Origin of the sequence: Sinorhizobium sp. NG07B, assembly GCF_002532005.1 — a bacterium.
Classification (GTDB): Bacteria; Pseudomonadota; Alphaproteobacteria; order Rhizobiales; family Rhizobiaceae; genus Sinorhizobium; species Sinorhizobium fredii_C.
The window spans coordinates 1,327,819-1,340,795 of record NZ_NWTD01000001.1; the positions used below are offsets into that span (position 1 = coordinate 1,327,819).

Genomic DNA, 12,977 nt, shown 5'->3' on the forward strand with positions numbered 1-12,977 from the left:
CCCATTCGTGTTTGTCAGGCGCGGGACGAGCCGAAGCGCCGGTTTTCCTCTGTTAAAGCCGCTGGCCCTGTTCTCAATGCGGATGGTGTGCGGCGGCCTCCGCCATCTGCTGCTGGTTTTCCTCGATGCCCCCGCGAAGATGCTCGAGCCGCTCGGCCACAAGCGTTTCCGTCGGCGTCGCTTCGTGTTTCCATGGCTTGCGACCCTTCAGGACGCCGGACTCGTGGACGATCTCCGCCACATATTCCTCCTGGCGATAGGCCATCACGTGCACGCCCGAAACGCCCTCGATCTCCTTCACCTCGTTGATGATGTCGATGCAGAGCTGCTTGCCTTCCTTCTTCTGGTCCTGGGCGCCTTCAAGGCGCGTGATGATCGAATCGGGAATATGGATGCCCGGCACGTTGGAGCGGATCCAGCGCGCGGTCTTGGCCGAGGCCATCGGGCCGACGCCGACGAGGATGAAGCATTTCTCGTGCAGGCCGAGGTCGCGCACCTTCTTCATGTACTCGCGGAACATCGGCACGTCGAAGCAGTACTGGCTCTGGACGAATTGGGCGCCCGCTTCGATCTTCTTTGCCAGCCGGTAGGGCCGGAAGTCGTAAGGCGGCGCAAAGGGGTTGATCGCGGCGCCGAGGAAAACCTGCGGCGGCGTCGTCAGCTTGCGGCCGGAGAGGAATTTCGAATTGTCGCGCATGATCCTGACGGTCTCGAGCAGCGACATGCAGTCGAGGTCGAAGACGGGCTTGGCACCCGGCTGGTCGCCGGCCTGCACACCGTCGCCTGTCAGGCACATGATGTTCTGCACGCCCATGGCCGAGGCGCCGAGCACGTCGCCCTGGATGGCGATGCGGTTCTTGTCGCGGCAGGCGATCTGCATGATCGGCGCATAGCCCATGCGCGTCAGCAGCGCACAAATACCGACCGACGACATGTGGCAGTTGGCGCCCGAGGCGTCGACGGCGTTGATGCCGTCCACCCAGCCGTCGAAGATCGCTGCCCGTTCGTAGACGTCCTGGGGATTGGCGCTGTCTGGCGGATTAAGCTCGGCCGTGACGGCAAATTCGCCGCGGCGCAGCACCCGCTCCAGCCGGCCGCGCGAAGAATGGCCGGGCAGGGGGTCGAGCGGCGCACCGGGGTCGAAGGGGTTGATATCCGGGCTCATCTCTGGCCTTCCTTCTTCGCCTCTTCGAGAGCCGCGGCCTCGGCCGTCACCCGCAACCACGACGAGGTTTCTCGCAGCGATTGGTTGACCGGTTTCTGGACATTCATGATTGCGTTGCCCTTCACCATGTTCTGCGAACCCTTCCACGCTTGCACCCAGACACAGGGCATATCCGGTTCGACCTCGCAGTTGCCGTTGGCACGGACGCCGCCGCAGGGGCCGTTGCGGAGCTGCTTCGGACAGTTCATCGGGCAGGACATGCCGGTCGAGGACAGCGCGCACTGGCCGCACATGCGACAGTCGAAGAGGAAACCCTTGACGTGGCGTTCGACGAAGGTCACCGGCCGCTCGACGCGGTTGTAGCCGATGGCGTTCCAGAGCGGATGGAGCATCAGGAACATGTCGGCAAAGCGGTTGTAGAACCATTCGAGAAAGCGCGAATGGCGGACCGCCCAGAGCCGGACCGTGTATTTGTGGCGCGAGCGGCGGCTCGGCGAGACATTTGTCGGCGTATAGGCGCCCGTGGCCGCCTTCTTGGCGGATTCGGCGTTGCCGGTGACGACCTTGGGGTCAGGCATTGTCCCGCCCTCCGGCCTTGACGAGTGCAACGAGCCGCTCCCTGTCGTAGGCGGCCTCCAGTTCGGCTGCTGCCTTGTCGGCCTCCGCCTCGAGATCGTCTGAAACCGGGACCGGATCGGCCTTGCGCCATTCGGCCAGGTAGTCGTCGGTCTCGGCAGCGCCGGTCCGCATGGCGCACATGTCGATCGCCTCGGTGAAGCGCAGCGAAAGCTCTCGCTTGGCACTCTTGCGGCCCTGTTTGATGATGACCTGGGCGGGGATATCGCGCCAGTAGACGATGATGCGGTCTGCCATGGGATTCCTGTTCTCCTCCACAGGCCCGCGCCTCTTGTCAGACGCGCAGAGGTCGCTGTAGCCCTTTGAATTACTGCATGTTTTTATCCTTACGTCGATCGCGATCCAAGGAACATGCAGAGCGCATGATGCCGAAGGCCGAAATCGGTCTTCGGACAGGCTTCTACGCCGAGTCAAAGTGTTGCAGCGTTCTTTGCGCGTCTGTTCTGACGAGCGGTGCTGTTATGCCGACAATGCGCATGTCTATGCGCCGTGGCTTACCTTGGCACGACGTCGGATATGTCAAAAAACGACGCTCCCCCGGTTCGCATGAAGAGCGGAATGCACCGCGGGTATCTTGACGCGGCCCTTGGCATTCGGAACGCGGAAGCAGGGTCCTGGCAAACACCTTGGCCGCAACCGTCCGATCGCGCCAAACCGGGCTCCTCGGCTACGGCCTCAATAGCCGGAGCTTCCGCTGCCCTGGCTGCCGCCGCCCATGCCGCCACCGCCGGAGGCGCCGGTTGAACTTGGTGGAGGAGGGGCGGCGTTCTGCTGGCTCGTCTGGTTGCTGACGCACCCGGCGATCGCCAAAAGTGCGATCAAGGCGATGAGTATCGATGGTCCGTGCGGCATTTTCTTCTCCAATCACGGATTGGAACTGCGCAGCCATGTTCTTCCCGTCGACTGTTGGAGGCAAGTGCATGCGTGCGCTTGATTTCGTACAAAAGCGCGTCATTTCCATCGAATGTGCAGATGCCCCGGAGAGTCCTGATGTCAAGAACAGTGATCGCAATGTTGTGCCTCGCGCTTCTCGCGCTTTCTTCCTGCGCGAACACGGCGCGCGGATTCAGGCAGGATAGCACCCAGACCGGCCACGCTGTGGATAGTGCTACCAAGCGCGTCCTGGGGGCTGCTCAGTAGGACAGCGCCTTCGCCATCCGGCGACTACACCGCATCCTCGGCTGCGGTCGGGGCTTGCGCCCGACTGCGATGAGCACCCTGAGAGCTGCTTCCGCTTCAGCCTCGGTGAACCCGGCTAGTAGCTGGTCCGCAAATACCGCCGGGACACCGGTCAGGTTGTCCCACACGGTCCAATGGTCGGTTGGGTCGAGGATGAGTTCGTAGCGGTCCTGTTGCATCGGATTCCTCTCGTTTACCAGATCCCGCGTCGCAGGCCATTCCAAAGCCAAGCCCAGACCGGCGGATGATACCATTGCCGCGACGGAGCGGCGATATCGAAGGGTCGGAGGTATCCGGCGAGCGCGTCCTCGACCGCCCTGATCGCAATGTCGGTCGAGGCGGCTGTCTGGAGCAGCGGATAGGTATGGATCGTATCGGCGCGGCTTGGTATCTGCCGCGACTGGTAAAGAATGCCGCCGGTATCGACGCCCTCATCGACGAGATGAACGGTCGCGCCGAAATTCTCCAAATCATTGCCGACGAGCGCCCAGTAGCCGCCCACCAGTCCGCGATACTGCGGATTGATGCCCGCATGGAAGTTCAGGACGGGGCAGGGGATTGTTGCCAGCGTTGCGGGCTTCAGCATCCGGCAACTGACGAGAAAGACGACGGCGGGCTGAAGCGCCGTCAGCCGTGCGCGGCCTTCGGCATCGTTGATCGAAGCGATCTGGTGCACCGGGATGGAGGGGGGCTTGTCGGCAGACACGCCGTAGCACGCAGGATTTCGGCCGCCCGCCGGCGCGTGAGCCGTTTGCCGAAACGCGAGGCGATCATCGTGGCGAGCTGGCCCAAAGCCGTCGCCCATCCGAGCTTCCGAGCCCGCCGTCTGACGAAGAGCGCCTTGGATTCCGGCTGCTCCTGCAGGACGACGATGTCGGAAAAGCGGGCGGCAAGCGCATTGATCAGGATGTTCGGATTGTCGCCCCCTGCGGTAACGACGACGATGCGCCGGCCGGTCGAGGCGGCCGTTGACGTTTCACTTTCCGTGAGGGCGCTTTGCGATCGGTACATAGGTCGGCAAGGGTTGTCTGAGGATCATCTGCGGCGTCCAGACACAGTGGCGGGTAGATACAGATATGCCGACACAGGCGTTACCGTGGTCTTAAGCGGGTAGCCAATAATATATCACGGGGTCGATTGCCCGAGCATTACGCCTCAATCAACGACCGGCTGAGATCGCCGTAGCCGGTAAAGCGGTACTCATAGGCGAGGCCGAGATAGTCGGCGGCGCGGCGGGCCTTCTCCTTGAGCGCCTCGTCTTCCACCTGCGATAGATAGACGAGCTTGCGGTAGTGGCCGAAATACATGTCGCGCAGTTCCGGATGCCGGTCGAGGCCGAGCGGCTCGACGACGAAGGCTTCGAACTGGCGGGCCAGGAAGTCGGTGAGAAAGAAGGCGGTGAGGTCGTCGTCCCAACGGGCGGCGAAATCCGCATTGCCGGCGAAGAAGGAATAGCAGTGCGGGCCGGGAATCCGCTCGACGCCTTCCTCCTCGCAGAGCCGATCGATGAGACCGCCGGTACCGCAATCGGCATAGGCGATGAAGATGCGCTCGAAGCCGTCGGAACGGGCGCGGGCGATCGCGTCGCGAAGGCCCGGCACGATCTTTTCCGGCGTGTTGTGCCAGATGGCGGGAAGACAGTTGAGCTCGATATGGTCAAGCTTGTTGGCCTCGCAGATCGCAAGAATTTCACGCGCGATGGCGCCGCAACCAATGACGTGAACTTTCTTTGGCTGTGCACGTTCTCTTGCCGACGGTGCGTTTTCCATCTTTATTCCGCCTTGTATCAACACAAAGGAATCACGGTCATGACAATAAGGTTCATCGCGATGATCGGCGCTCTTCTGGTAGCGCTCTCAACCCTGAGTTCCTGCGCCAATACGATCCGCGGCATGGGGCAGGATACTGCGAATACCGTGAACGCCACAGAGGGAGCCGGGCGCCGGGTCGCCCGAGCGGCCAATTGACCGCCACGCGGCTGTAGGGAGGCGTAGCGGCCTCGCTTTATAATAAACAAAGACGCCGGCTGTCGGTTTCATCCGCACAGCCGGCGTTTTTCTGCATCAGTTGGACTCAGCCGGCGGCAAGCTGGTTGTGCTTGCGCCGCATATAATCCTTTGCGGTTTCGACGGCGACCGCCGCGTCGCGGCAATAGGCGTCGGCGCCGACGGCCTTGCCGAATTCCTCGTTGAGCGGCGCGCCGCCGACGAGAACGACGTAATCGTCGCGCAGGCCCTTCTCCTTCATGGTGTCGATGACAACCTTCATGTAGGGCATCGTCGTCGTCAACAGCGCCGACATGCCGAGGATGTCGGGCTGCTCGCGCTCGAGCGCTTCCAGATAGTTCTCGACCGGATTGTTGATGCCGAGGTCGACGACGTCGAAGCCGGCGCCTTCCATCATCATGCCGACGAGGTTCTTGCCGATGTCGTGAATGTCGCCTTTGACGGTGCCGATTACCATCTTGCCGAGCTTCGGTGCGCCGGTTTCGGCGAGCAGCGGCCGCAGGATGGTCATGCCGGCCTTCATCGCGTTTGCGGAAAGCAGAACTTCCGGCACGAAGAGAATGCCGTCGCGGAAGTCGATGCCGACGATGCGCATGCCTTCGACGAGCGCCTGGGTCAGGATGTCGTAGGGCGTCCAGCCGCGCTTGAGGAGGATGCGGGTGCCATCCTCGATTTCCTCCTTGAGACCGTCATAAAGGTCGTCATGCATCTGCTGCACGAGTTCCTCGTCGGAAAGGTCCTCGAGAATGATTTCATCATCTGCCATAGTAGGGTCCTCGGTTCCTGGCATAGTCGTTTCGCGGGAGTGGCACGATAACACTCCGGACGCGTTGTCCCATCCTTAACGGGCGGCGCCTAAAAATCTCTTTTCGAAAGCGACGTCGCATACGGTGAAAAACGACGACGCGTTGCTTCCCATCGTTTGTCATGCCAGTCGTATCGCATAATTCACCGATGCGGAATCCGCCGCCCGGTAAAATTATGCAACAGTTCAAGGTGTTAGTTTAGGCAAGCTGAGCAAGCGTTTAGGTAATGGCCGGCACACAGCCACGGTTTCACGCGGCACCAACGGACCGTGTGGACGGGGCCGGCCGAGTGTCTAAGTTGCGCCACCTGTTGGCGCATTGAGACCCGTACCAATCCGGCGGCTTGGTAGCATTAGGCCAAATCCATGCCGGGCGCATGGTGCCGCTACTGGATTCGACCGGCGGAAAGGACTATGCGCCCACCTACCGAAATATTGCTGCGTCCTCCGTGCGGAGACCTGGCGGGAGAGGAATGAGCGAATGAGCGACGTTACAGAACAAGGCGCGATCGAAGGCGGCGGACGCCGCGCGCGTGGCGAGGGACGTGGGGCGGCAGCCCGCCGGGCCTCCCGCACCGGCGGCGGTCCGGGACCGTCTCTGCCCTATATCCAGCGCAAGATTCGCGAGTACGAAGTTCTCGACGAGGAGGGATTGCAGCTCATCGAGCGCAATGCCGACATCGTTCTGGAAGAGATCGGCATCGAATTCCGTGACGATCCGGAAGCGTTGGAGCTCTGGAAGGCGGCGGGAGCTGATGTGCGCGGCGAGCGCGTCCATTTCCCGAAGGGCCTCTGCCGCGAGCTTTTGAAGACCGCGCCGTCGAACTTCACCTGGCATGCGCGCAATCCTGAGCGCAACGCCCATATCGGCGGCAAGGCGACGGTTTTCGCACCGGTCTACGGCCCGCCCTTCGTCCGCGATCTCGACGGCAACCGCCGCTATGCGACGATCGAGGATTTCCGCAATTTCGTGAAGCTTGCCTACATGGCGCCGTCCGTCCATTCCTCGGGCGGCACGGTCTGCGAGCCGGTCGACATCCCGGTCAACAAGCGCCATCTGGACATGGTCTACAGCCATATCCGCTATTCCGACAAACCCTTCATGGGCTCGGTTACGGCGCCGGAACGGGCCGAAGACACGATCGCCATGGCGAAGATCGTCTTCGGCGACGATTTCGTCGAGAACAATACGGTGACGCTGAACCTGATCAACGCCAATTCGCCGATGGTCTTCGACGAGACGATGGTGGGCGCGCTCAAGGTCTACGCGCGCCATAATCAGGCCTGCGTGCTGTCGCCCTTCATTCTTTCCGGTGCGATGAGCCCGGTGACCGTCGCCGGGACGCTGACGCAGATTCTGGCCGAGGTTCTTGCCGGCGCCTCGTTCACCCAGCTGATCCGCAAGGGCGCGCCGGTGCTTTTCGGCACCTTCGCCGCCTCGATCTCGATGCAGTCGGGTGCCCCAACCTTCGGCACGCCGGAGCCGTCGCTTGTCTCCTATGGCGCCGCCCAGCTTGCCCGCCGCCTCGGCCTGCCGTTCCGTACCGGCGGTTCGCTCTGCGGCTCCAAGGTTCCGGATGCCCAGGCGGCACACGAATCGGCGAACACGATCAACATGACGCTGCTCGCCGGCACCAACTTCGTGCTGCACGCGGCCGGCTGGCTCGAAGGCGGTCTGGTCTCGTCCTACGAGAAGTTCATGATCGACCAGGATCAGCTCGGCATGATGCAGAAGATGGCCGAAGGCGTCGATCTTTCGGAGAATGCGCAGGCGCTCGACGCGATCCGCGAAGTTGGCCCCGGCAGCCACTATCTCGGCTGCTCCCATACCCAGGCCAATTTCCAGACGGCCTTCTACCGCTCGCCGCTCGCCGACAACAATTCCTTCGAACAGTGGGAAATCGAAGGCGAGAAGCGGATCGAGCAGCGCGCTAACGCGCTCGCCCGCTCGTGGCTCGAACACTACGAGGCACCCTATCTCGATCCGTCGATCGACGATGCGCTCAAGGACTATATCGCCAAGCGCAAGGATTCGATGCCGGACGCCTTCACCTGAAAGGCTCCCGAGCGAGCCAGGGAGCAAGGCGGCGCGGCGCAGGTGGCCGACATGATCCAGAAGGAGGTCTGGCGCCCGCATTACGAAACCCAGGGGCCGAAACCGAAATGACGGCGGCCTCCGCTTGTGACGACAATCTTGTTCAAATGCTCCGTGCGGCTCTCGAGCCGCACGGTCTTTTTTTGCGTGGCACTGTGAATTTTGTGGCCGGCGAGGCGGCTCCCCAGCTAAAGGGCGGCGCGCCTGCCGCGAGCGTCCTGCTTGTCGGCAATATCGGTGGTTCGCTCTGGGAGCCGTTCAGCCGCTGGCGCGCCGGCGCGCCGGATCACGGCGGCAGCGATCCGCTCGACAATTGGTCGAAGCAGATAATCCGACCTGTCGCGGAGCGGCTCGGCGCCACCGCCTATTTCCCGTCCGATCCGCCGTGGCAGCCCTTCCAGCGATGGGCAATGGCCGCCGAGGGCCTCAAGCCATCGCCGCTCGGCATCCTCATCCACCCCAAATATGGTCTCTGGCACGGCTATCGCGGTGCGCTCGGCTTTGATCGGGTACTTCCGCAGACGCGCAAAGTTTCAACTGGCAATCCTTGCGATGCTTGTGTGGGAAAGCCGTGCATTTCGGCCTGTCCGGCTGATGCCTTGGCCGCCCGCGCATTCGATGTCGCTCGCTGCCGCACGCATTTGAGGTCAAAGGAGGAGGCTGGCGGCTGCCTCGCGCTTGGCTGCCTTTCGCGCGATGTCTGTCCGGTAGGGCGAGACTTTCGCTACCCGGATGCGCAACTCCGTTTCCATATGGCGGCACTGAGGCTTTAGACTGGTTGCTCTCAGTCGGCCCCAGTCGGTCATGATGGACCGTGAAAATGCCCTCCTGCGCCGTGATTGACTTGCCAATCCGGAGCACTCAGCAATCGCGCATCAAACCGCCGCAATCCATACGATGTTACGTCACGATCCGCTTCGAGTCGCGAACCATGCCACTGTTTCCAAAAGGCCTTCTCATCGGCGCCGCACTTCTCACGGGCGGCTTTGCCAAATCCGCGCCGGCCGACGCTGCAGGCACTTCCTGCCGCAACGTGAGCCACCGTGGCGAAGACTACATCGCCTGCAGCTTCGATCCCGCCGCAAGCGACATTCGCTTCTACAACAAGGATCATGCGGGCGTTCCGTTCAGATCCTTCAAGGCGCTGTCGCTCGAATTGCGCCATCGCGACGAATATCTCGTCTTCGCCATGAATGGCGGCATGTATCACGAGGACCTTTCTCCGGTCGGCCTGCACATTGAAGAAGGCGGAGAGCAGGCCCCGCTCAGCACCAATCCGGGTTGGGGCAATTTCCACCTGCTGCCGAACGGCGTCTTCTACGTGACGGACGGCAAGGCAGGCGTTATGGCGGCAGAGGCTTACCGCGACGCCGGCATCACACCGCGCTTTGCCACGCAATCCGGGCCAATGCTGGTGATCGACGGCAAGCTTCACCCGCGCTTCCTGCCGGACAGCGACAGTTTCAAAACCCGCAACGGCGTCGGTGTGACGACGGAAGGCCAGGTGGTTTTCGCGGTCTCGAAGCGGCCGGTGCGCTTCCACGATTTCGCGACGCTCTTCCGGGACGCGCTTGACTGCCCCAACGCGCTGTTCCTCGACGGCACGATTTCGAGCCTTTATGCGCCGGAGATCAACCGCCACGACCGGCTGTTTCCGCTCGGGCCAATCATCGCCGTCGTCGCGAGGTTTCCGCATTGAGCGCACCGCAAAAGAATTTGTCGGCTCCACCCAAGGAATGGCGGTCGGCGACCGTCTAAGCTTGAAATAGGACAGAGCGGGCAGGGATTGTGCGTGCAGGGATTGGGCGGGCAGGGATTTGGACGCGGAACTCGTTGAACGGGCGGTGAGCGGCGATCGCGAGGCCTTTGGCCGATTGATCGAGCGCCACTATGACTTCGTTCATGCGGTCGCCTGGCGGTGGTCGGGCAATGAGGCCGATGCGGAGGATATTGCCCAGGAGGTCTGCATAAGGCTTGGCTCGGCGATTCGCGGCTTCCGCGGCACCAGCCGGTTCCGCACCTGGCTCTATGCATTGACGCTGAATGCGGCCCGTGATCACCGGCGCCGGCGGGCGCGCGACGAGCGGAAGATGCAGGCCTATGCATCCGATTCGGCGCTCTCCGCAATGTCCGATGGCGATGACGAGGAGCGGCGCGAGGCGCTGTGGGCGGCGGTGCGGGCGCTGCCGGAAAAGCAATGCGATGCCGTCCTGCTCGTTTATGCCGAGGGTCTGAGCCATGCGGCAGCCGCCGACGTGCTTGGCTGCTCGGAAGCGACAATCTCCTGGCACGTCCATGAGGCGCGGAAACGCTTGCGGACGCTGCTCGGCAAGGAGGCTGTGTGATGACCGACGAACTCGATATGCTGTCCGGACGGACGCCGCCGAAGCCGACGGACGCGGCACGGGCGCGGGCGCTCGCCGCCGCGATGCAGGCCTATGACGCGGCGGAAAATTCGATCCCCACCCAAGGAACGACGAAGCCCGCGCGTCAAAGCTCCATCCTCAACCGGATATGGAGCCCTATCATGAACCGGAAATTTCTTGCCGGATCGGCCCTGGCGATGCTGATCGTCGTCCCGGCCGCCGCTTTCCTGACGCTGGAACTGGTTCGCAGCGATTTTTCACGCGACGCGGAGGTGCAGGTGGCCGCCAAGCCAGTACCGCGCCCGCAGCCGAAATCGACTGCGCCCGGGTCCGGCTCGGACCTCAGCGAGGTGCTTCGCGAGGCCGCCGAAAACGAGGCGACGGCAAGCGCTGCGGCCGATACGGCCGCAGCGCCCGCTGCCGAAGGCGGGACGGTGGGCTTTGCCGCGCGTGGCCGCGCCGCACTCATGCCGGCGCCGGCCGTGCCAGGCGATATCCTTCCGCCGCCGACAGAAAGCCGCGAGCGCTTCGGCAACGCCGATGCCAATCCAGTAAAAAGCGTTGCGACCGAGCCGGTCTCGACCTTCTCCGTCGATGTCGATACGGCCTCTTACGCCTTCGTCCGCCGATCTCTGATGGAGGGCGAGATGCCGAACCACGATGCCGTACGCGTCGAGGAGATGATCAATTATTTCCCCTATGATTGGCCGCGCCCAACGACGGCTGCGGAGCCGTTCAAGGCCACCGTCACAGTGACGCCGACGCCATGGAACGCAGCAACGCGGCTGATGCATGTGGCGATCAAGGGCTATGAGGTGGTTCAGCAGGAGGCGCCGAGAGCCAACCTCGTCTTCCTGATCGACGTCTCCGGCTCCATGGACGAACCGGACAAGCTGCCGCTTCTCAAGAATGCTTTCCGGCTGCTGGTCGAACGGCTGAGACCGGACGATACAGTGTCGATCGTCACCTATGCCGGCAATGCCGGCACGGTGCTTGAACCCACGGCGGTCAAGGACAAGGCGAAGATACTGGCGGCGATCGACACGCTGCAACCGGGCGGCTCGACGGCCGGTGCCGAGGGCATCGACGCTGCCTATCGGCTGGCGGAGAAAGCCTTCGTCCAGAACGGCGTCAATCGCATCCTGCTCGCGACCGACGGGGACTTCAATGTCGGGCCGTCGAGCGACGAGGAATTGAGACGCATGGTCGAAGCGAAGCGCAAAAGCGGCGTCTTTCTCTCCGTTCTCGGCTTCGGTCGAGGCAACTACAACGACGCGCTGATGCAGACGCTCGCCCAGAACGGCAACGGCGTTGCTGCTTACATCGACACGCTGGCGGAGGCGCAGAAAACGCTCGTCGAAGAGGCGGGGTCGTCTCTCTTCCCGATCGCCAAGGATGTGAAGCTGCAGGTGGAGTTCAATCCGGCGGCGATCGTCGAGTACCGGCTGATCGGCTACGAGACGCGGGCGCTGAAGCGCGAGGATTTCAACAACGACAGGATCGATGCAGGCGACATCGGCTCCGGCCACAGCGTGACGGCGATCTACGAGGTGACGCCCAAGGGCAGCCCGGCCGTGCTCAACGACGAGCTCCGCTATGCGACCACCGAAAAGCCGGCAACAGCTGCGGCTCACGCCGGCGAACTCGCCTTCCTGAAGATCCGCTACAAGAAGCCGGACGGCGACAGGAGTGAGTTGATCACCACGCCGGTCACCGAGGAAAATGCGGTGCCGAACCTCGCCGAGGCGTCGGCTGACGTCCGCTTCTCCATCGCCGTCGCGGCGTTCGGCCAGAAGCTTGCCGGAAATTCAGCCCTTGCCGACTATTCCTATCCGGCGATCGCCGATCTCGCCGCCGCCGCCAAGGGCACCGATCCGTTCGGCTGCCGCGGCGAGTTCGTCAATCTGGTGCGGCTGGCGAAAGGGCTTTCGGGCGCAAAGCAGTAGCTGCCTACTGCATGTCTCCTTATCGACCTCGATTTAAGGACAAAGGCATGCAGCAAATTCAAAGTGCGACAGCGACCTTTGCGCGTCTGATAAGACGCGCGGCGCTGTAGGGCGGGCAACTCCTGCGCGCCGAGGATCATCAGGAATGGCTGGGCGGCACCGTACACCACCGTGACGCGCCGGAGTTTTGCGGATGCTGCCTGCCCACGCTGTTTTTCTCAAGCCTTTGGAAAGGCGCGCTGCAATCCACCGGATTTGATCAGCCCGTTCCGGAACGCCTGATAGGCCGCATGCTGGCTGGAGCGGGCCACCTCCATAAGGCGCATCTGAAGACGCGGCGGCGCCTCGTTGCCGAGCCATTCTCCGACTCTTTCGAGTTTCAGCGTATTCAGGAACCGCGCTTCGGCGGCAAGGTCGAGGTGGCGGTGCAACCCCTCGATCAGATTTTCATCCTGTTCCGGATTTTCCATCAGCAGCTTGACGAAAGCCTGCTCCGCTTCGCCGAAGCTCGAAAGCTTGACGGCGGTCGTGTCCCGGTCGGGGAAGGCGGCTGGCGTGCTCATGGATTTATCTCCGTTGGTCGCACATCCTCGGATAGGCGACTCTCCCTCCATCTGCAATTGATAGCTTGCGGTCGTCTTTGCCGAACTCCCGAACCTCTACCAGTGGAGCGCGCGGACAGCGCGCTGCGTCAGCCTAGTCCGCTTATCAAGTCGGCCGTGCCATAGAAATCACACCAATGTGGATATACCCGACCGCGCAGTGGCGGCTTCGGCAGG

General features: G+C 62.7%; 15 protein-coding genes and 1 pseudogene. 7 read left to right on the top strand and 9 right to left on the bottom strand.

The window, feature by feature from the left end; all coding sequences use genetic code 11:
* Window positions 1-73 precede the first annotated feature (73 nt).
* From CO664_RS06390 to CO664_RS30605, 4 genes are all read right to left on the bottom strand, one after another.
* Window positions 74-1,165: a methylenetetrahydrofolate reductase gene (locus CO664_RS06390; RefSeq protein WP_037423588.1), complete on the bottom strand. Its 1,092-nt coding sequence runs from the start codon at window positions 1,163-1,165 to the stop codon at window positions 74-76.
* Complete coding sequence (locus tag CO664_RS06395) at window positions 1,162-1,743, bottom strand: methylenetetrahydrofolate reductase C-terminal domain-containing protein (RefSeq protein ID WP_037423591.1); 582 nt, start codon at window positions 1,741-1,743, stop codon at window positions 1,162-1,164. The genes CO664_RS06390 and CO664_RS06395 overlap by 4 nt, the downstream gene beginning before the upstream one ends.
* Window positions 1,736-2,038: a virulence factor gene (locus tag CO664_RS06400; RefSeq protein ID WP_037423594.1), complete on the bottom strand. Its 303-nt coding sequence runs from the start codon at window positions 2,036-2,038 to the stop codon at window positions 1,736-1,738. Before CO664_RS06400 ends, CO664_RS06395 begins: the two co-directional genes overlap by 8 nt.
* A gap of 438 nt (window positions 2,039-2,476) precedes the next feature.
* Window positions 2,477-2,653 (bottom strand): hypothetical protein, encoded by a 177-nt coding sequence (locus CO664_RS30605; protein ID WP_086022790.1) that lies wholly within the window; start codon window positions 2,651-2,653, stop codon window positions 2,477-2,479.
* A gap of 138 nt (window positions 2,654-2,791) precedes the next feature.
* Between CO664_RS30605 and CO664_RS31120 the strand changes: the two genes are divergently transcribed.
* Window positions 2,792-2,941, top strand: coding sequence for an entericidin (locus tag CO664_RS31120; RefSeq protein WP_037423596.1), 150 nt, complete (start codon window positions 2,792-2,794; stop codon window positions 2,939-2,941).
* On the opposite strand, the gene CO664_RS06415 is transcribed toward CO664_RS31120, so the two are convergent.
* The 3 genes and pseudogenes from CO664_RS06415 to CO664_RS06425 form a co-directional block, all read right to left on the bottom strand.
* A complete protein-coding gene (locus tag CO664_RS06415; RefSeq protein ID WP_176536469.1) occupies window positions 2,935-3,159 on the bottom strand; it encodes a hypothetical protein in 225 nt (74 codons plus the stop codon). The genes CO664_RS31120 and CO664_RS06415 overlap by 7 nt on opposite strands.
* A 14-nt stretch (window positions 3,160-3,173) precedes the next feature.
* Window positions 3,174-3,991, bottom strand: a pseudogene (locus tag CO664_RS06420) (formyl transferase).
* 137 nt (window positions 3,992-4,128) lie between these two features.
* Window positions 4,129-4,749, bottom strand: coding sequence for a DUF1638 domain-containing protein (locus CO664_RS06425; RefSeq protein WP_037423599.1), 621 nt, complete (start codon window positions 4,747-4,749; stop codon window positions 4,129-4,131).
* A 39-nt stretch (window positions 4,750-4,788) separates the two neighbouring features.
* On the opposite strand from CO664_RS06425, the gene CO664_RS06430 reads away from it, so the two are divergent.
* On the top strand, window positions 4,789-4,947 hold the full coding sequence (locus tag CO664_RS06430) for an entericidin (protein WP_097538198.1): 159 nt from the start codon (window positions 4,789-4,791) through the stop codon (window positions 4,945-4,947).
* A gap of 106 nt (window positions 4,948-5,053) precedes the next feature.
* On the opposite strand, the gene CO664_RS06435 is transcribed toward CO664_RS06430, so the two are convergent.
* Window positions 5,054-5,752, bottom strand: coding sequence for a B12-binding domain-containing protein (locus CO664_RS06435; RefSeq protein ID WP_037386375.1), 699 nt, complete (start codon window positions 5,750-5,752; stop codon window positions 5,054-5,056).
* Between the two features lie 520 nt (window positions 5,753-6,272).
* Between CO664_RS06435 and CO664_RS06440 the strand changes: the two genes are divergently transcribed.
* The 5 genes from CO664_RS06440 to CO664_RS06460 all read left to right on the top strand — a co-directional run bounded on the left by CO664_RS06440 (window position 6,273) and on the right by CO664_RS06460 (window position 12,198).
* Window positions 6,273-7,847, top strand: coding sequence for a trimethylamine methyltransferase family protein (locus CO664_RS06440; protein WP_097538199.1), 1,575 nt, complete (start codon window positions 6,273-6,275; stop codon window positions 7,845-7,847).
* 107 nt (window positions 7,848-7,954) lie between these two features.
* Entirely contained in the window at window positions 7,955-8,659 is a 705-nt protein-coding gene (locus tag CO664_RS06445; protein ID WP_097538200.1) for a 4Fe-4S dicluster domain-containing protein, read from the top strand.
* A 158-nt stretch (window positions 8,660-8,817) separates the two neighbouring features.
* Window positions 8,818-9,585 carry a phosphodiester glycosidase family protein gene (locus CO664_RS06450; RefSeq protein ID WP_097538201.1) on the top strand — a complete coding sequence of 256 codons (768 nt, stop codon included), beginning with the start codon at window positions 8,818-8,820 and terminating at the stop codon, window positions 9,583-9,585.
* A gap of 118 nt (window positions 9,586-9,703) precedes the next feature.
* Window positions 9,704-10,231 carry an RNA polymerase sigma factor gene (locus CO664_RS06455; protein ID WP_097524962.1) on the top strand — a complete coding sequence of 176 codons (528 nt, stop codon included), beginning with the start codon at window positions 9,704-9,706 and terminating at the stop codon, window positions 10,229-10,231.
* The gene (locus tag CO664_RS06460; protein ID WP_234820108.1) at window positions 10,231-12,198 is read left to right on the top strand and encodes a VWA domain-containing protein; all 1,968 of its coding nucleotides are present in this window, start codon (window positions 10,231-10,233) and stop codon (window positions 12,196-12,198) included. The genes CO664_RS06455 and CO664_RS06460 overlap by 1 nt, the downstream gene beginning before the upstream one ends.
* 218 nt (window positions 12,199-12,416) lie before the next feature.
* Here CO664_RS06460 and CO664_RS06465 read toward each other — a convergent pair whose 3' ends face one another.
* A complete protein-coding gene (locus CO664_RS06465) occupies window positions 12,417-12,761 on the bottom strand; it encodes a hypothetical protein (protein ID WP_097538202.1) in 345 nt (114 codons plus the stop codon).
* Window positions 12,762-12,977 lie beyond the last annotated feature (216 nt).

Bases quoted from the DNA above. Each gene is read 5' to 3' on its own strand.
- CO664_RS06445 (WP_097538200.1), top strand. From the start codon at position 7,955: ATGACGGCGGCCTCCGCTTGTGACGACAATCTTGTTCAAATGCTCCGT.
- CO664_RS06435 (WP_037386375.1), bottom strand. From the start codon at position 5,752: ATGGCAGATGATGAAATCATTCTCGAGGACCTTTCCGACGAGGAACTC.
- CO664_RS06415 (WP_176536469.1), bottom strand. From the start codon at position 3,159: ATGCAACAGGACCGCTACGAACTCATCCTCGACCCAACCGACCATTGG.
- CO664_RS31120 (WP_037423596.1), top strand. From the start codon at position 2,792: ATGTCAAGAACAGTGATCGCAATGTTGTGCCTCGCGCTTCTCGCGCTT.
- CO664_RS06390 (WP_037423588.1), bottom strand. From the start codon at position 1,165: ATGAGCCCGGATATCAACCCCTTCGACCCCGGTGCGCCGCTCGACCCC.
- CO664_RS30605 (WP_086022790.1), bottom strand. From the start codon at position 2,653: ATGCCGCACGGACCATCGATACTCATCGCCTTGATCGCACTTTTGGCG.
- CO664_RS06400 (WP_037423594.1), bottom strand. From the start codon at position 2,038: ATGGCAGACCGCATCATCGTCTACTGGCGCGATATCCCCGCCCAGGTC.
- CO664_RS06440 (WP_097538199.1), top strand. From the start codon at position 6,273: ATGAGCGACGTTACAGAACAAGGCGCGATCGAAGGCGGCGGACGCCGC.
- CO664_RS06460 (WP_234820108.1), top strand. From the start codon at position 10,231: ATGACCGACGAACTCGATATGCTGTCCGGACGGACGCCGCCGAAGCCG.
- CO664_RS06430 (WP_097538198.1), top strand. From the start codon at position 4,789: ATGACAATAAGGTTCATCGCGATGATCGGCGCTCTTCTGGTAGCGCTC.
- CO664_RS06465 (WP_097538202.1), bottom strand. From the start codon at position 12,761: ATGAGCACGCCAGCCGCCTTCCCCGACCGGGACACGACCGCCGTCAAG.
- CO664_RS06425 (WP_037423599.1), bottom strand. From the start codon at position 4,749: ATGGAAAACGCACCGTCGGCAAGAGAACGTGCACAGCCAAAGAAAGTT.
- CO664_RS06450 (WP_097538201.1), top strand. From the start codon at position 8,818: ATGCCACTGTTTCCAAAAGGCCTTCTCATCGGCGCCGCACTTCTCACG.
- CO664_RS06395 (WP_037423591.1), bottom strand. From the start codon at position 1,743: ATGCCTGACCCCAAGGTCGTCACCGGCAACGCCGAATCCGCCAAGAAG.